This is a genomic window from Streptomyces sp. NPDC093252, from assembly GCF_040683675.1.
GTDB lineage: Bacteria > Actinomycetota > Actinomycetes > Streptomycetales > Streptomycetaceae > Streptomyces.
In genome coordinates this window covers 148,996-167,163 of record NZ_JBFBEM010000013.1, presented here as the reverse complement: position 1 = coordinate 167,163, position 18,168 = coordinate 148,996, and the positions used below count along the sequence as shown (strand labels likewise).

Here is an 18,168-nt window from a genome sequence, read left to right as displayed (position 1 = left end):
TCCGCCACATGACCAGCACGGCGTCTCACCAGTCCGTCCTCGACGAGCCCTTCGTCCTGGATCTCTTCGCGGGGCCCGGAGGACTGGATGTCGCGGGGCACGCGCTCCACATCCCGAGTCTGGGCATCGAGTGGGACAGGAGTGCGTGTCTGACGCGGTACGCGGCCGGGCTGGACACCCTCCACGCCGATGTCAGCGCGGTGCGCAGGGATTCCTTCGAGTCGCTGCCGCCGGAGATCAACGTGCTCGCCGGTGGCCCACCGTGCCAGACGTACTCGGTGGCCGGGAAGGGCGCCGGCCGCAAGGCTCTGGACGAGGTCAAGAAGTACATCGAACGTCTGATGGCGGGCGACCCCGACGAGGCGATCGACAAGGACCTGGAGTCGCTCAGCGATCCACGCACCGCGCTGGTCCTCGAACCGCTCCGATACGCGATCCAGGCGACCAGGAGTCACAACCGCGGACGTCGACCGTACGACGTCATCGTCCTGGAACAGGTCCCCGCCGTCGTCGGACTGTGGGATCACTACGAGAAGGTGCTGGAGGAGATCGGTCTCCCCGACGGCACCCGGTACGAGGTCGTCGTCGACGTGCTCGACACCGAGACCTACGGGGTGCCGCAGACGCGAAGCCGCGCGGTGCTGATCGCCCGGCGGGTGGGACTCGGGGTGCCCGAACTTCCCCCGCCGAGCCACCACGCCTACGACGCGAAGGAATGGAATCGCAGGAGCGACGACGCGGCACTCCGGGGCTCTCGCCCGCCCGAGGCCCATCAGCCGACCCTCGACGAGGGTGACACGACCGAGGGCGACGCACCGGAGATCGCGGAGCGCCGGACGACCGGCTCGGACGAGAAGTGGCCCTGGGTGTCGATGGGCGATGTCCTCGGCGCCCGGACGGGATCGCGTCCGGGTCGTGCCATTCCTTTCCTGGTCCGCTCGAACTACGGCAGCTCCGGCGTTCCCGGGCGGCGCGGCGTACGGACCGACCGCCAGCCCGCCGCCACCGTCACCGGCCGCATCTCCCGATTCGTGGTCTTCGAGCACCTGGACGAGCACGTCGTCCGCGAGGGCGCGCGGTTCAGCATGAACGAGGCGGGCATGTTGCAGAGTTTCCCGCCGGACTATCCATGGTCCGGCACCGCGCAGGCCCAGCAGGTGGGCAACGCCGTTCCGCCTCTGTTCGGCGCGCATCTGCTGAGTGCCGCGCTCGGTCTTCCCGCACCGGCCCCGGACATCATGCGGACGCCCTGGGAGCCGGCCACGGAGGAGCAGCGGGCCAAGCTGCGCAGCCATGGTTGCGGAGCGGCGGACGACTGCACGGCGAGGTGCCCGCGCCTCGAGGACCAGAAGTCGGTCCCCTCCTCCGATTGACCGTGCCCGGTCAGTCCGGGTTCTTCCTGCCCCTGATCGGCGCGGTGTCGAACAGTTCCGCGAAGTAGTCGGTGAGCGCGGCCACGGACTCCTCCGGAACGGGGTCCTCGTCGGGCCCCGTCGGGAGTGTGTGCCGCCCGACGGGTGGTGCCGATCCCGCTTCCGCGATCCAGTCCCTCAGGGGGGCGGGGTCCCGGGGCTCGTCGGGTGCCAGGATGTCGTAGATCAGTGTCGCGCCGGCCGCGTTGATCGCAGTGCTGAGGCCGTTGACCTCCCGCCCCTTGCCGGCCTTCCCGCTCGTCATGAGGCGGACCAGTGCCTGGGCGGTCGGACGGTGGTCGATCAGCTCCATACGGAGAATCGTGTGGATGAGGTCCTGGTTGCCGCAGGCGGCCTCGGCCGGCCCGTAGTCGGGGCCGTTCCGGTAGAGCTCGGCCGCCCACCACAGTCGGGAGAAGCACTGCCGGTCCGCAGGGCCCCGGAAGCGTTCCGCGGGGATACGCCGCTCGGGTTTCTTCGCCGTCGGCTCCGACAGATGACGCCAGGCCACGTAATCGGGGGCCACCGCCAGGGCGAGATGGTTCCACAGGCTCTTGTTCGCGGCCTCCCGCCGTGTCAGGCGGAGGGTGGCGTGGAGTCGTGGCGCGAGCCAGGCGTCGGCACCGGTCCGATTGTCCCGGAACGCGAACATGGCGTCGTCCACCAGGTTCCGGACGGGCTCCACCGACCATCTGGCGTCGTCCTCGGAGAGCGGTTCGACGACCTTGGCCAGGTCGATGCCGCCGTGCACCCGTTCCCCCCTGAGCAGTTCCTCGGTGAGGAACGGGTCGACGGCCGAGTTGTCGAGCAGCGCCAGGCGCTCCGGTACATGGTCCGGAGAGGTGATCACTTCACACCTCCTTGTTCAGTTGTTCGAGGCTGCGGATGGCGTAGGCGAGTGCCTTCATGGTGTCCGCCCGGTGGACGGCCGCGTAGTGGACACGGGTCTGGAGCTCCACCCACCCCGATTCCCCGGTGCGCCGGCGATGCACCTGTCGCAGGGCCTCCTCGACGTGGACGCCGGGCATCACGTCGGGGAGCATCTCCCGCAGCACCTCGCCCCGCCAGTCGGTCGGGAAGACCGGCGTGCCTCCCGGTTCCACCTCCAGGTCGCCGATCGCCCCGTGGAAGACCGCCGTCCAGACGTCGGTGGCCATCTGGGCCACGAGGAGGTCGCGCACCTTGCTGTCCACACCGGATCCTCGGCTGCCCAACAGTCCGTCGATCCCCTCGACGTCCGTGTTCACGAACACGGTCGGAACGCGGGCGGAGACGTCCACGAGCCAGGGCGCGTCGGGACAGGCGCGCAGCAGTGTCCGGGCGCTCTTGGTGAACGATGCCTTCTGGACATCCAGGGGGAGACCGTGAACCGGCTCCACGGAGACGGTGTCGACGATCCAGTTCCGGTCGGTCTCCGCGATCGACCGGCCGCGGATCCCGTCCACGGTGCCGACGGCGTGCACGGCGAGGGAGGCCCGCCCGAGGTGATCGTCACGGAGCACGTCCAGGACGCCCGACCAGTCGCGGCCGTCATCCGTGTCCCGAGTGAGCCTCGCCGACGTCCGGACATTGGTCTCGCCGTCCGTCAGGACAGCGAGGACCTCCAGATCGGACCAGGCCGCCTCCAGGGCGTTCGCCCCGGGCGGCAGCGTCGCCGAGAGGCCGATCGTGGCGCTCAGCCAGTCGGTGTCGCCCGCGACACCGAGCGCGACGGTCTGTTGAGGGATCGAGTACGCGGTGGTCTCCAGGCGGTCGCGGGTGCCGTCGGCGAGTCCGAGGGTGACCGAGGTCACCCGGAGCGTGACGGGTCGGTTGAGCCGCTTGTACGGGTAGATCTTCACGCGTCACTCCCCCTTGCCGGCACGGAGTTCGACGACAAGGCGGGTGAGGGTGGTCCTGACGGGATGGCTCGTGACGTCGGTGATCCCCCGGAACCTCGCCCGCCGGGCGCCGGGCGTGAAGCGCAGGATGCCGTCCACCACCTCACAGCCCTCGACGGCCACGAGTTCCGCCCAGTCCAGTCTGGGGCGGCCTCCGGAGCGCACGTCCAGTTGGGCGACCGGCATCATCGGTGTGATCTCGTCGCCTCGCGGGATGGCGGCCTCCGCGGTGATCCGCCATTCCCCGTCGTCGCCGACCGTCGCTTCCAGGCGGTCCAGCACCGGGACCACCGGCCCGGTAGGCGCCTTGGCCTTGGGTCTCTTCCGTACCGTCAGCGCCTTGCGCAGTGCCTCCCCGCCCTCGGGGCCGGCCCGTCTGGGCCGCGCGACGAGTTCTCTGACCGCGCTGTTGACCTCTTTCGTCAGTCCGTTGATCCGCCGGTAGGCGGTGGGTGACCAGCGCACGGTCAGCTCCTCCGTCTGCCCCCAGCGGTCGTGCTCGGGTGGTTCCGCCGCGCGCAGGAACTCCTCGGCGTCCGCCGCGAAGGGAACCGATTCACCGGCCGCCTCGCCCACCAGGAGCACGGCGTGGAACGGATTGGTGCCGAGCGGCAGATTCGGGACCCCGGCCCGTTTGACGGTCATACGGTTGCCGCGCAGCGAGTGCACCTGGTTCTTCGACCTGTCGCGGTCCTCGGCATCGGTGACGAGATGGGTGACGAGCAGAAGCGCCCGGTGCGTGCCGAGGGTCCCTCGGGTGCCTCCGGTGAGCGGCAGCTCCAGAGGTACGCCGCACGCCGCCACCTGCCCGGCCTCGGTGAGCCGGTCCACGGTGGTGCCCTCGTAGTGTGCCCGCAGGGCACGGGTCCGTGACGGCTGTTCGAGGGACGGGTCCACCTGCTTCTCCGGTACGACCACCGCCCCGTTGCGCAGGGCGCGGACGGAGACCTCCAGCAGGGGCAGTCTGCCGCCCCCACCGACCATCGCGGCCCAGAAGTCGCGCCCCAACGCTTCGACCAGTCGGCCGTGCATCCTGCTGATGTCGCGCGGGTCCTCGGCGTCCTCCTTGTCGGAGGTTTCTCCATCGCCGTCCGATTGATCGGATGGCTTCCCCTCCAGGCTGGCGACGTCATGCGCCCCGACGATGAGGAAGGACGTCCCGGGCTCGTCGTGCTCCCGGGTCAGGTGCAGACGCTCCACGGTCGCCTCGTCCGCCCACCAGGAGCGGGTGACCAGGGCACCGGGCGATTCGGGGTCCGGCCGGCCGAGCCAGGCGGGACCGGCGTAGGACCGGCCGTCGACCTTCCGCCAAGGCAGTTCGAGACGTCCGATGACTCGACGCTCGGTGCGCCCTTCGTGCGCCTCGGACAGAGTGGAGTTGATGAGCACGAGACCGAGCGCGCTGGTCGCCCACAGCGTTGCCTTGCCCAGTCCGTACGAACCGCCCGCGCCATGACCGGATTTAAGGCTCTCCAGTTGCCGTCTGACCACGGCGGCGAACTTGCCGTCCGCGTAGTCGTCACCGTTGAGCCCGGAAGCGTTGTAGTCGTCCACGCGCAGCAGGACCAGGCGGCCCTTCTCGTACATATCGCGCACCCCGGCGTCCACGACCCGGCCGACCTTCTGGTGACCGGCGGTCTCCGAGACGGCGGAGTAGTGCGGGAAGAGGTCGTTCCAGAGGATCGCCTCACGAAAAGCGTCCAGGTGCTCCCCCGTCAACTCGTGCAGGGTATAGCGGACACGCACCGGACGGCCCTCGCCGGTCAGTCGCTCGTCGAGGCTGTTCTGGCAGGTCTCACGGGCGAGCACCTGGACATCGGCGTCGAAGGCGAAGGCTGCGGCGTTGCCTAGGTCGCGCCCCCCGTCGGGGTAGCCGGGACGGTGGTACCAGGTCACCGGGAGGCTCGACCCGGTGTCGGTGGTACGGGTGTGCACCGTGCCGACGTCCGTGCCCAACGCCCTGGCGATATCCGTCATGACGGTCGGGCGGGGAGTGGACCTCCCGGTGATCCACGCGGAGACGGCGGCCCGGGTCAGCCCGAGCTCCTCGGCCAGTTCGGCCTGCGTCTTCCCCGCGATCTTGAGTTGACGGGACAGCCACGGCCCGAACTCCTCGCCTGTCTCCACAGGTCCACCTGCACTTCCCTCGGGTCACATGCGGATCGCACGTCACGACCCAGAGGTTAATTTGACAGTTGAGGTGATGTCAATTGACAGTTGATTCCACCGGTGCCACCATGGCCACTCGGAGCAGGCTGTCCAAGTTGCACCCATATGACCGTTCAGGGCTTTCTGTGGGGATCAACTCCCTTGCAGCGAACGGCAGTTCGGGTTGCGGGTGCGGGCGGCGGTCGGTACCGTGATTTCTGACTCGGAATTCCTCAGAACTGGAATTCGAGTGAAGGGGATAGGTGCGTCCAAAACACATTTCGAACGCCGCTCGACCCTCTTCGCGGAACGTCCCCAAAGGACTGGCGACACGAGACTCCGACCCGCTAGCGTTGATCCGGGGCAAGAATCTCACCCAGAATCAACTATCCAAGCAACGGGGGACATGTGTCCGCACACCCCTGCGCGCCAGAAAACTTAACAAATCAGGGGTGAAAAAGAACGTGGACCAGCAAGAACAGGAATGGGCCGACGCTTTATTCCCTGGCCGGGAGTACGTCATGCTTGACCTGGGTGTCAGGGCAGCGCAGAGCAAGCCGGAAGCGCGTGAGGTCCACACGCGCTTGGGGCTGAGCAAGGAGGAATTCGCCGAAAGATTTCCCAGTTTGGAAAAGGTGATTCAGAACCTGCCCGACGAGCCTCCTTCGGCCTGACGAGCACGACGACTGCCACGCTACGGGAACATTGATGGCGGGCAAGCACCACTCCCCCCTCCCTCCTCCAGGTCATCCACTCGTCCTGAGCCCGCTTCAGCTATGTGTGAACGAGCTGCACGGGCCCCTCTCCGTCCCGCGACGCCACGTGGGCCGGCCGTACGCAAGCCGTCGGCCGGCCCGCCCCCTACCTCTTCCTTTCGGACCTTGACATCCCAAGGGGTGCAGAATTCAGTGCCGTCTCCTTCCGCTGCGGTGATCCAGACCGTTCACGACCAGTCCTCCCGTGTCCTCCAGACCTACGCCGTGGACCCCGGTCTCGTGGCCGAGCACGCCAATGGCGAACGCCGTATCACCCAGGGCGGATACGGCGATCGTCAACTTTTCGAACTCGTCCAGAACGCGGCCGACGAAATCGCGGATCACCCGGGCGGAAAGATCCATGTAGTTCTCACGGAGCGTTTCCTGTACTGCGCCAATGAAGGAGACCCGGTAACCGCTGAGGGTGCCGAGACAATTCTCCGGATGAGTCTTTCCAGGAAACGAGGAGGGCAGATCGGGCGATTCGGGGTCGGGGTGAAATCGGTTCTCGTGGTGACCGACGCACCCCAGTTCTTCAGCCGCTCCGGGAGCTTCGGATTCGACCGTTCCTGGTCGTACGAGCAGATCAAGGCCGTGCCCGGCGTGTCGGAGCGCTACGGGCAGGAGTTCGACGCCCCCGTCCTGCGCATGGCCCGCCCGCTCGACGTGAGGGCCGAGGGCGATGCGGACCCCGTGCTGAAGGAGCTGCTGACCTGGGCGACCACCGTCGTCCGACTGCCCCTCCTCCCGAAAGCCGACGACAGGCTGGGACGGGACATGCACGGAGGCCGCGCCAAGGACCACGACGAGCCGCGCGAGGAGTTCCCGGCCGGGTTCCCTCTGTTCTCCCCCCATGTCGGGAAGGTCGTGCTGGAGGACCGCCGGCCCCGACCGGTGGCCCGTCGGACGCTGACCGCCCGGCACACCGGCGACCTCCACACCCTCATCGAGGAGCGGACCGGAAAGGCCCTGACCAGCGACCGCTGGCGCGTATTCACCCTCACCCACGAGCCCGGTCCGGCGGCACGCGCGGACGCCGGGGAGCTGCACGACCGCCTCACGCTCGACCTCGCCTGGGCCGTCCCCGCCCAGGAGAAGGACCCGGAGAGCGGCCTCTACGTCAGCCCCCGCTCGCGCGGTCGTGGCAAGTTCTGGTCCTTCTTCCCGACCAAGTACGAGATGTCGTTGAGCGGCATCCTCAACGGCGCCTGGAAGACCAACGAGGACCGTCAGAATCTCCTCGACTCGTCCCCCTTCAACCAGGAGATGATCAGGGTGGCGGCGGGGCTGGTCGTCGACTCCCTGCCCTCCCTGGCGCCCGCCGAGGACCCGGCCGCCTACCTCCCGCTGCTCCCCGGGCGTCTCAAGGAGTCGATCAGTTGGGCCGACGAGTTCCTGACCCGGGCGATCTGGGCCCGTACGACGGAACGTCCGTCGCTGCCGGACCAGGACGGCGTCCTGCGGCTCCCGACCGAACTGCACGCCCATCCCCGGCTCGACAAGGACCCGAAGAAGGTCACCGGCTGGCTCCGGATGTGGCACGAGTGTCCCGGACGCCCCTCGAACTGGCTGCACCCGAGTGCCGAGGCGGACGTCCTACGCTCCGGGAAAGTCGAACACATCCTCGGCGCCGCCGGACGGGAGCGGACCGATGTCCGTGCGTGGCTGGAGGCGCTCGTCGAGTGCGGTACGGCCGAGTCGTCGGCCACTGCCGTCCGCATTCTCGCGAGCATGATCGAGGCCAGTTCGCCCCTGGCCGAGGAAGCCCTCAAGGCCCGTGTCGTGCTGACCGAGGAACACGGCCACGTCGCCCCCGTGCGCGGCAAGGTGTTCCGTCGCACCGACCGCGACGGGCTGCGCGAATCCCTGGTGTACGTGGTCGACTCACTCGCCCAGGACCCGGAGCTGGCGCACGCGCTCAATGTGCTCGGCATTCGTGAGGCCGATGCCGACGGGCGGTTCGTCTCCGTCCTCGACCAAGGCTTCAAGCACTACGGCCCGTCCGACTGGGAACGCTTCTGGGAGCTGTTCCGGCAGGCCGGGGTCGGTCGCCTGGCCCACAAGGTCCTGGAGCGAGTGCCCGCGCCGCGCTCGACGCTCCGGGTGCGGACCGCCGACGGGAAGTTCCGACCGATCGAGGACTGCATGGTGCCCGGCGTCGTGGTCGACGCGACGCGTGACCCGAGCGTCGCGGTCGACATGGGGTTCCACTCCGACGACACGCCCTTCTTCGCCCAGGTCGGTCTGCGGCAGCGGCCGACGGGCGGAGTGCGGCCCCAGGCGGGCGAAGCCTGGTTCGAGGAGTACCGGGAGGCCCTCCACGCCTCCCATCTGAGGGGACTGCCCAGCGATGCCCGACGCACCGGGCTGGGCCAGATCAAGGTCGAGGGTGCCCCGATCGGCGGCCCGCTCCATCTGTTCCGTACGCTCTCCGAGGAGTCCCGAGCCGCCTTCCTCGCGGCGCTTCCGGACGACGCCGTGGTGGCACGCTGGACGCGCCAGATCGGGGCGCAGAGCAGCACGCGGCAGCCCGTGGTCTCGCCGATCCGGTGGATGCTCACGAAGCACGGGTACGTCACCACCTCCCAAGGGGTCAAGCGCCTCAAGGACGCCGTTGGTCCGCAGCTCGCCGGCTATCGCGACGTACTGCCGGTCGCGGACATCTCGCCCGACAAGGCCCGGCGGCTCGGGCTGCCGAGCACCGTCGACGAGGTCCCCGCCGACCGCTGGACCGCCCTCCTCGACGAGGTGTCCCGGAGCGAGGACGACACCTTCGTCGGCGCCACCTACGTGATGCTCACCCGCTTCGGCGCGGAGTTTCCCGAGGACGCGTTGACCCGTTGCCGGATCGGCGACGCCTGGGGCACCCGCCCGGACGCGGAGATCGCCCTCGCCGTCGGTGCCGCCGAGTACCGGGCGCTGCGTGCCGAACAGCTCCCCGCGCTGCTCGTGCCGACCGCCGCGGACGCCGAGCTGATGGTCGAGCGGTGGGGCATGCTCCGGTACTCCGACGTGATCAGTCGGGAGACCCGTGAGGTGCCGGAGGGCGACCCCGTACCGCTGGTCGAGCTGTTCCCCGGACTGCGGCAGCGGCTGAACAGCGGGAACCGGAACAGCCTGGTGCAACGGTGCACCGAGCTGGAGGCGGTCACCCGCACCCCGAACGGCACCCACGCGACCCCGCTGGACGCGGTGCGCCGGGACGGGACCGTGAAGGTGCGGGTGCCGCTGGAGCCCGAGCCGATGCTGCGGTTGATCGACCGCGAGCTGGGACTGGGGTTGGGCGCGGCCGGTTGCCGGGCCGTGCTGGAGCACCAGGAGCGCATGGCCCGGGACGGGGCGCTGAAGGCGGCGCAGCGGGCGGTGCGCGAGGCCGAGGACGTGGTGGCCAAGATCGAGCTGTTGGTCGGTGCCGCCGCGCTGCGCGCCGGGCTCCCCGAGGGGCTGATGGAGGCCGAGCTGCAAGCGACCGGCGGAGTGGAGCCGTCGGGGCGTCGGATCGCCCAGATGGCGTTCAACGCGCACGGCGACGGGGTGCTCCATCAGCACGCCCGGGACATCCAGGGACGCTTCCCCAACGCGCCCGTGGGGTACGGGGGTTCGTCCGCCGCCATCGCGTTCGTCTCGGATCTCAGGTTGCCCGGCGCCTTCGCCGGTTCCAGGGCTCCCTCCCTGCCGTCGTCCGAGACGGTCGACGGCCCCCGGGACTTCCCGAGCCTCCACGACTACCAGGAGGACCTGGTCAGGAACATCTCCACCATGCTGGACCGGCTGGCGCCCCAGCGGGGCATGCTGTCCCTGCCCACCGGCGCCGGCAAGACCCGGATCACCGCCGAGGCCGTGATCCGCTGGGTGAAGCGGGTCGGGGACCTGGACGGTCCGCTGCTGTGGATCGCGCAGACCGAGGAACTGTGCGAACAGGCCGTCCAGAGCTGGAAGTTCGTCTGGAGCAAGGTCGGCGCGGAGCGTCCGCTCACCATCAGCCGGCTCTGGGGCGGCAACGAGGTCGGGGACGTCGTCGACCACCCCCATCTGGTGATCTCCATCGACGCCACGCTGGAGCGGTGCCTGGGCACCGACCCGTACGCCTGGCTGCGGCGGGCCTCGCTGGTGATCGTGGACGAGGCGCACACCGCCATCTCCAAGCGGTACACGGAGATCCTCACCCGGCTGGGCCTCACCCAGTACGAGACCGGTCGGCATCTGCTCGGTCTGACCGCCACCCCGTTCCGCAACACCAATGAGGAGGAGACCCGGCGCCTGATCGGCCGGTTCGGCAACACGCGTCTCGACCAGGGGGTCTTCCCGTCCGGTGATCCCTACCGCGACCTCCAGGACTGGGGCATGCTCGCCCAGGTCGAGCACCGCACCCTCGAAGGCGGTCGGATCGAGCTGACCCGGGACGAGAAGGCGCACGCCGATCGCATGGCGACGCTCTCCCGTGCCGCCGAGCAGCGCCTCGCCGACGACCACGCGCGCAGCCGCCGCATCGTCGACTCGGTGGCCGAACTGCCGGACGACTGGCCGACATTGCTCTTCGCCACCTCCGTCGACCACGCCAAGTACCTGGCGGCGATGCTCAACGACCGGGGCGTGCCGTCCGCCGCCGTCGACGCGACGACCAGCACGCAGGACCGGCGCAGGCGCATCGAGAACTTCCGGGACGGACGCATCCGGGTGCTCACCAACTACGGTGTCCTCAGCCAGGGTTTCGACGCACCCGCCACCCGGGTCGTGGTGGTGGCCCGCCCGGTCTACAGCACCAACGTCTACCAGCAGATGATCGGACGCGGTCTGCGCGGTCCCAGGAACGGCGGCAAGGACACCTGCCTGATCCTCAACGTCAGTGACAACATCGCGAACTTCGACACCCGGCTGGCGTTCACCCAGTTCGAGCATCTGTGGAGCCGCACATGACCGACGCCTACCTCGACAGCCCGCCGCTCACCGAGGAACAGCGGACCGTGGTCGAGCAGCCCTGGGACGCCCGGGTCCTGGTCACCGCCGGAGCCGGGGCCGGCAAGACCCACACCCTGGTGCGCCGCCTGGACGCGCTGTGCGGACACGAGGACCCCGAGCAGGCGCTGGAGGCGGCCGAGATCCTCGTCCTCACCTTCTCCCGGGCCGCCGCCAGGGAGTTGCGGGAGCGGATCGCCCGGCACGGCGAGCGGGCCCGCAGGGTGCGGGCGCAGACCTTCGACGCCTGGGCGTACGGGGTGCTCGTCGCGGCGCATCCGGACGGCGGGTGGGACGCGGTCGGCTTCGACGAGCGGATCACGGCGGCGACCCGGGCGATCGAGAAGGGGGCCCTGGAGACCGGTGACGCCGTTCCGCCCGCCCATGTGGTGATCGACGAGGTGCAGGATCTGCTGGGCGGGCGCCGGGAACTGGTGGAGGCGCTGCTCGACCGCTACCAGGACAGCAGCGGCTTCACGGTCGTCGGCGACGCCGCCCAGTCCGTCTACGGATTCCAGATCGAGGACGCGGCCGAGCGGACCGACGAGACCGGACGGTTCTTCGACTGGCTTCGGCTGTCGTACCTCGACGACCTGGTGGAACTCCGCCTCACCGGGAACTTCCGGGCCGTCACCCCCGAGGCCCGGATCGCCCTCGCGCACGGGCCCCGGCTCCAGCACGTCACCGACGCGGACGAGGCGGCGACGCGCTACGAGGAACTGCGCGACCTCCTCCTGGACCCGCTGAACGGGATGGGCGAACTCACCGACCCGCTCGCCCTGGACGGCCTGCGGACCCTCTCCGAGACCTGTGCGATCCTCACCCGCGACAACGGCCAAGCCCTGGTGGTCTCCGCGCTGCTCCACGAGCACGGGGTCGCCCACCGGCTGCGCCGCCCCCTGGAGGAGCGGCCGGTGCCGTACTGGGTGGCCGAGTTGCTGCGCCGGACCGGGGCGAGCGCCCTCACCGAGGACCGCTTCCGCTCGCTCCTCGCGGAGATCCCCCTGCCGTACGAGCCGAACGTGCCCGCGCTGTGGACGGTGCTGCGGCGCGCCGCCCGAGGCCCCGGCCGTGACACGCTCGCCCCGGACCGGCTGCGGCGCGCGGTCGCCGAGGGCACGTTCCCCGACGAGGCGGCCGACCCGGAGACCGGGCCGATCGTGGTCTCGACCGTGCACCGGGCCAAGGGGCTGGAGTTCGACCGGGTGATCGTCCTCACCCCGCCGACGTCCACCGAACTGCGCAGGCGGTACAAGGACGGGACGGACCTCCCCGCCGAGGCCCGCGCCCTCTACGTGGCGATGACGCGGGCCCGCCAGGACCTCTACCACGCGGTCCCGCCCGAGTCGCCGATGCTCAGGAGGGCGGGCGACAGGAGGAACGGTCGCCGGTACCTGGGGGGATGGCGGTCGTACGACCGGTTCGGGATCGTCGCCGAGGCCGGGGACGTCCACCGCGACGACCCGCCCGGTCCCGGGACCGACGCCGTGGCGACACAGGGGTACCTCCTGGAACGGGTCGCCCCGGGGGCGGCCGTGGTGTGGCGCAGGCGCCATGACCTGCCGATGGGTGAGGGGCAGAGCCCGCCCTACGCCCTGCTCCACGAGGGGCGGGAGATCGGGGAGGCGTCGGAGCGGTTCCGCGAGGATCTGTTCCGGGTGCAGCGGGTGAACCGGACGTGGGACCCCTGGTGGCCCGACGAGATCCACGGCCTGCGCATCGACACCCTGGAGACCGTGACCGGCAGCACCGCCGCGGGTGCCAACGCGGGCCTCGGTGACCGGGGCGTGTGGATCGCCCCCCGGATCACCGGGATCGGACGGTACCGACGAGCGCACGAGGACGAGGAGCAGCGCGCATGACGCACGGGGCGGGACGACACACCGAGCACTACCGGGTGCGCGACGAGGAACTCCTGGTGGGGCTCGGCCGGGAGCTGCTGGGCCCCGCGCCGGACGCCGGGGCGGCCGACCGGGACGAGGTGCTCACCCAGGACGCGCCGATCGACCGCTACATCACCGGCGTCCTGTACCCGCGGGCGGCGGACCCGGCCGCGCAGCGGCGGAAGGACGAGGAGCACGCCGCGGTGGACGGCCTGGACGCCGCCCCGCTGCTCTCCCGCGACGACGTCGACGATGCCGGCGCCGAGCAGGACACCGGCGCCTCGGCGGACCGCCGCCCGTCCACGATGGGTCTCACCTTCGCGGTCGACCCGGCCGTCTGCGACACGATCGTGGTCTCGGCGCGGGCCGCCGTCTACGAGCCCACCGACGCCGACGGGGCGCCGACGCCGGCCCGACGCGCCGAGGCCCGCACCACCGCCGACCAGCGGGAGCGATGGCGGCGCCGGGAACTCGACCTCCCGGACGTGTCGGTCGACGTGACGGCATCCACCGCCGGACCGATCCCGCTCACACCGGAGGCCGCGTTGCACGTGACCGTGCGGCGTCCCGATCCGGGGACGGGCACGGTCACGGTGACGGTCACGCTGATCAACCCCCAGCGGGTCGGCACATGGGATCTCCAGGACGCGTTCTCCCTCTTCCAGTGCGGTCTGACGGTGCGCGCCGCCGACGGCTCCACCGCGTTCGTGGAACGGCCCGCGCCCGCCGTGGCCCACGACCCCGAGATCGCCACGAGTCGGCTGTTGCACCGCCACGCCCCTACCTTCGCCGTCGGTCACAACTGCGCCGCCGCCTGGGACTGGAGCCCTCCGCCGATCGGCGTGACCGACACCGTCCGGGCCGCCGTCCCCGAGGTGCGGACCACCTTCGTGCCCACCGTGGAGGTGCTCCTCACCGACTCCAACCCGGACATCGACAGCTCGGCGCTGTCCATGCTGGGGCTGGCGGAGGGGTCCGACGTCGAGGTCCTGGCCGCCCTGGACGCGCTCGCCGCGGGCTACGAGCAGTGGATCGCCCGCAAGGCCGCCGAGGCCGATGCCCTGGCGGGCGACACCCATGAGCGGCCCGCGCGGGAGCAGGTGGCGGCCTGCCGCGAGGCCCTCGACAGGATTCGGGAGGGGATCGGGCTGCTGGGGACCCGGCCCGATCTGATGAGGGCGTTCCGGCTGGCCAATCGTGCGATGGCCGACCAGCGGGCCCGCAGCGCCTGGGTGAAGGACGGACGCGTCGGCTCCCCCGATCCGGCCGCCGGCCGCTGGCGACCCTTCCAGATCGCGTTCGTGCTGCTCTGCCTGGCCGGCGTCGAAGACCCGGACCACCCGGACCGGCGGATCTCCGATCTGCTGTGGTTCCCCACCGGTGGTGGCAAGACGGAGGCGTATCTCGGGCTGATCGCCCTCACGTCGTTCCTGCGCCGCATCCGCAGGGGGGCCGAGGGCGGCGGGGTCACCGTCCTCATGCGCTACACGCTGCGGCTGCTCACCCTTCAGCAGTTCCAGCGCGCCGCGATCCTGCTCTGCGCCATGGAGAACCTGCGACGCGGCACGCCCGAGCTGGGCCGGGAGGAGTTCTCCGTCGGCATGTGGGTGGGGCGCTCGGCCACGCCGAACAAGCTCGACGAGGCCGGCCGGAAGCTGGACGAGCTGCGCCGGAGCCCGAACAGGCGCCTCGCCACGGAGAACCCCGTCCAACTGCACGCCTGCCCCTGGTGCGGGACCCATCTCGACGCCCGCGACTACGACGTCGACGTGAACGCCCGGCGGATGCGCATCCGATGCCCCGGGGACGACTGCGCCTTCACCGGCGGCCTGCCCGTCCATCTGATCGACGAGGCGGTCTACGCCGCCCGACCGACGCTGGTGATCGCCACCGTCGACAAGTTCGCCTCGATGCCGTGGCGCCCGGCGACGGCCGCGCTCTTCAACCGCGACGACCCGGCCGACGGCACCCCTCCCCCGGAACTGATCGTCCAGGACGAGCTGCATCTGATCTCCGGCCCGCTCGGGACGCTCACCGGCCTCTACGAGACGGCGGTGGACGCCCTCGCCGGCCGCCCCAAGGTGATCGCCTCCACGGCGACCATCCGCCGCGCCGCCGACCAGGGCCGCCATCTCTTCGCCCGTGGGGTCCGGCAGTTCCCGCCCGCCGGTCTCGACGCCCGTGACTCGTGGTTCGCCGTGGAGACCCCGCGCGAGGAGAAGGCGAGCCGCCGCTACGTCGGCCTCCTCGCCCCCGGCACCAGCCAGTCCACCCTGCTGATCCGGACGTACGCCACCCTGCTGCACCGGGCGCGGCAGGCGGACACCAAGGACGATGTGCGCGACGCGTACTGGAGCCTCGTCGGCTACTTCAACAGCCTCCGACTGCTCTCGGCGGCGGAACTCCAGGTGCACGACGACGTGGTGGCGTATCTGGAACTGCTCGCCGAGCGTGAAGGAGCACTGCCGGCACGCCCCGTCACCCACTACTCCGAGCTGACGAGCCGGATCGACGCCAGTGAGATCCCCGCCCGGCTCAAGGGCATCGAGAAACGGCTCCCCGACGAGGACACCGTGGACGTCCTGCTCGCCACCAACATGATCGCCGTCGGGGTGGACGTCGATCGTCTCGGTCTCATGGCCGTGATGGGACAACCGCAGACGACCGCCGAGTACATCCAGGCCACCAGCCGGGTGGGCCGCGCCCACCCCGGACTGGTCGTGACCATGCTCAACTCCTCCCGCGCCAGGGACCGTTCCCACTACGAGGGCTTCCAGCACTTCCACTCGGCCCTCTATCGCGAGGTCGAGTCCACGTCCGTCACCCCGTTCTCCGCCCGCGCCCGGGAACGGGGCCTGCACGCGGTGATCGTCGCCCTCGCCCGCATCCTGATCCGGGAGGCCGTCCCCAATCCGGGCGCCGGCGCGGTCGAGTCCTACGTGGACCGCCTCCGGGACACCGTCAAGCCCGTGCTCCTGGACCGGGTCCGCGAGGTCACCCCGGAGGAGACCGAGGCCGTCTCCCTCGCCTTCGACGAGTTCGTGGACTGGTGGCTGGATGCGGCCGACAGAGACAGCCGTCTGGTCTTCGAACCCCCCAGGGGCAGCCGTGGCGCCCCTTCGCTGCTGAGGGCGTACGACGACGAGTCGGAGCACGCCCCGGCATGGTCCACGCTCTGGAGTCTGCGCGACGTCGACGCGGAGTCCGCCCTGTTCATGGAGGGAACCCGATGACCCCGCCCCCCGCCCCCCGCCGGAGAACCGGCGCGCGAAGCGCCGCACCTGCCCAGAACCTCCCGCGTCGCGGCACCGTCCGCCGGGCCCAGGCGATCACCACATACGGCATGGGATCGCTCATCGCCGTCGACCACGAGTCCTTCGTCGTCTCGGGGCTGGACCGGGCCGAGGAGAGCTGGCGCGACGACGAGTCGCCACGCGTCCACGAACGCCGGCTGGCCCGGGTGCTCGGCGTCGACCACTTCCGGCTGCCCCCCGCGTCCGACGACAGGAGCCGGGACGGGCTGCGCGTCCGGCGCTTCCCCCTCATGCACTCCTGCCCCGAGTGCACCGAGCTGCGGCGCCACCGCGAGTTCAACCCGCCCACCGGCAAGAGCGTCTGCGGTACGTGCGAGGTCGAACTCGTCCCCTCGCGTTTCGTCGTCGCCTGCGCGGCCGGACATCTCGACGAGTTCCCTTACTGGCAGTGGGTGCACCGATCCACTGAGCGCGATGCCGGCACGGTGGGCGGATGCGGCGGCATCCTCCGGCTGCGCGCGTCCGGACGCACGTCCTCGCTCCGCTCCATCCTCGTCTCCTGCACCTGCGGTCGGGCCTCGGAGGTCTCGATGGAGGGCTCGTTCCGCAGGAACGCGCTCAAGGATCTGGGGCTCACCTGCCGAGGTACCCGCCCGTGGCTGGGCACGTCCGCCGACAAAGTGAACTGCGGATCGAATCTGCGTACACTCCAGCGCGGTTCGTCGGCGGTGTGGCAGCCGGTGCTGAAGTCGGCGCTCTCGATCCCCCCGTGGAGCGACGGCCGCGCGGACCCGTTGGCCGAGCACTGGGACGAGCTTCGCGAGTGCGACAGCCGCGCAGAGGTCAAGGGCTATCTCAAGGCCATCTTCAAAGGTCCGTCACCCATGTCGCTCGACGAGGTGATGGCCCTGCTCGACGCGGAGCGCGAGGAGGACCCGGCCGACGGGGCCGCCGCGACCTTCGACCACCGCTACCGCGCCCTGCGGGAGAAGGAGTACGAGCGTCTCCGCGCGGGCAATGACGAGCGCGAGCACTCCCACGAAGAGCAGTTCGTCTGCGAGACCCCGCTGGGCGACCCGAGCGTGCTCGGTCCGCTCGGGATCACCGGCCCGATGCTGGTCAAGAAGCTCCGTGAGGTCCGCGCCCTGAAGGCGTTCACACGCCTCGCCGATCCCGACTCGACCACCGGATCGAAGGAGATGCCCCTCTCCGACACTCCCTTGCGATGGCTTCCGGCCATGGAGGTACGCGGCGAGGGGGTCTTCCTCCGCCTGGACGAGGACCGGCTCGACGCCTGGGAGAGGGCGCCGGCCGTGGCCGCCCGCGTCGAGCGGATGCGCACCGCCCACCAGCGGGTACTGGAGCAGCGGGCCGACGACCCGAGCCTGGTCGTCCCCTCCCCGGCCACCCCCCGCATGGTGCTGCTGCACACGCTGGCCCACGTCCTGATCAACGAGTGGAGTCTGGAGGCCGGCTACCCGTCGGCGGCCCTGCGGGAGCGGCTGTACGCGGCGGACGACATGGCCGGGGTGCTCGTCTACACGGCGACGAGCGACTCCGCGGGCAGTCTCGGCGGGCTGGTCGCCCAGGGCGAACCGGAGCGCCTCGACCCGACGATCCGCTCCGCCCTGAATCGCGCCGAGTGGTGCTCCTCCGACCCGCTCTGCGTCGAGTCCGATGTGTTCAGAACCACCATCAACCTCGCCGCCTGCCATGCCTGCGTGATGCTCCCCGAGACGAGTTGCGAGCACAACAACGTCCTTCTCGACCGCGCCCTCCTCGTCGGCACCCCGGAGGACCCGGAGCTGGGCTACTTCGCCGCGCGATCACGGCCGTGAGGCGGACAGCCCCTCCCCACCCCCGCACCGCACACACCGACA

The 18,168-nt window shown here is 70.5% G+C and carries 10 protein-coding genes; 6 read left to right on the top strand and 4 right to left on the bottom strand.

Features of this window, described 5'->3' with window-relative positions:
• Positions 1 to 8 precede the first annotated feature (8 nt).
• Positions 9 to 1,373, top strand: coding sequence for a DNA cytosine methyltransferase (locus tag AB0O01_RS26415; RefSeq protein WP_365317083.1), 1,365 nt, complete (start codon positions 9 to 11; stop codon positions 1,371 to 1,373).
• A gap of 10 nt (positions 1,374 to 1,383) precedes the next feature.
• Here AB0O01_RS26415 and AB0O01_RS26410 read toward each other — a convergent pair whose 3' ends face one another.
• From AB0O01_RS26410 to AB0O01_RS26400, 3 genes are read right to left on the bottom strand one after another with little or no spacing between them, the layout of a single operon-like run.
• Positions 1,384 to 2,262 carry a DUF6339 family protein gene (locus AB0O01_RS26410; protein ID WP_365317082.1) on the bottom strand — a complete coding sequence of 293 codons (879 nt, stop codon included), beginning with the start codon at positions 2,260 to 2,262 and terminating at the stop codon, positions 1,384 to 1,386.
• 1 nt (position 2,263) lies between these two features.
• Positions 2,264 to 3,253: a hypothetical protein gene (locus AB0O01_RS26405; protein WP_365317080.1), complete on the bottom strand. Its 990-nt coding sequence runs from the start codon at positions 3,251 to 3,253 to the stop codon at positions 2,264 to 2,266.
• Between the two features lie 3 nt (positions 3,254 to 3,256).
• Positions 3,257 to 5,419 carry a helix-turn-helix transcriptional regulator gene (locus AB0O01_RS26400; RefSeq protein WP_365317078.1) on the bottom strand — a complete coding sequence of 721 codons (2,163 nt, stop codon included), beginning with the start codon at positions 5,417 to 5,419 and terminating at the stop codon, positions 3,257 to 3,259.
• Positions 5,420 to 5,892: 473 nt separating this feature from the next.
• Between AB0O01_RS26400 and AB0O01_RS26395 the strand changes: the two genes are divergently transcribed.
• On the top strand, positions 5,893 to 6,114 hold the full coding sequence (locus AB0O01_RS26395; protein WP_365317076.1) for a hypothetical protein: 222 nt from the start codon (positions 5,893 to 5,895) through the stop codon (positions 6,112 to 6,114).
• 231 nt (positions 6,115 to 6,345) lie between these two features.
• On the opposite strand, the gene AB0O01_RS26390 is transcribed toward AB0O01_RS26395, so the two are convergent.
• Positions 6,346 to 6,558, bottom strand: coding sequence for a hypothetical protein (locus AB0O01_RS26390; protein WP_365317075.1), 213 nt, complete (start codon positions 6,556 to 6,558; stop codon positions 6,346 to 6,348).
• A gap of 81 nt (positions 6,559 to 6,639) precedes the next feature.
• Between AB0O01_RS26390 and AB0O01_RS26385 the strand changes: the two genes are divergently transcribed.
• Genes AB0O01_RS26385 through AB0O01_RS26370 form a run of 4 tightly spaced genes read left to right on the top strand, consistent with a single transcriptional unit; the run spans position 6,640 to position 18,126 of the window.
• Positions 6,640 to 11,112, top strand: coding sequence for a DEAD/DEAH box helicase (locus AB0O01_RS26385; protein ID WP_365317074.1), 4,473 nt, complete (start codon positions 6,640 to 6,642; stop codon positions 11,110 to 11,112).
• Positions 11,109 to 13,013, top strand: a complete 1,905-nt coding sequence (locus AB0O01_RS26380) for a UvrD-helicase domain-containing protein (protein WP_365317073.1) — start codon at positions 11,109 to 11,111, stop codon at positions 13,011 to 13,013. The genes AB0O01_RS26385 and AB0O01_RS26380 overlap by 4 nt, the downstream gene beginning before the upstream one ends.
• A complete protein-coding gene (locus AB0O01_RS26375) occupies positions 13,010 to 16,267 on the top strand; it encodes a helicase-related protein (RefSeq protein ID WP_365317071.1) in 3,258 nt (1,085 codons plus the stop codon). Before AB0O01_RS26380 ends, AB0O01_RS26375 begins: the two co-directional genes overlap by 4 nt.
• Positions 16,264 to 18,126 carry a DUF1998 domain-containing protein gene (locus AB0O01_RS26370; RefSeq protein WP_365317070.1) on the top strand — a complete coding sequence of 621 codons (1,863 nt, stop codon included), beginning with the start codon at positions 16,264 to 16,266 and terminating at the stop codon, positions 18,124 to 18,126. The genes AB0O01_RS26375 and AB0O01_RS26370 overlap by 4 nt, the downstream gene beginning before the upstream one ends.
• The last annotated feature ends 42 nt before the right edge of the window (positions 18,127 to 18,168 follow it).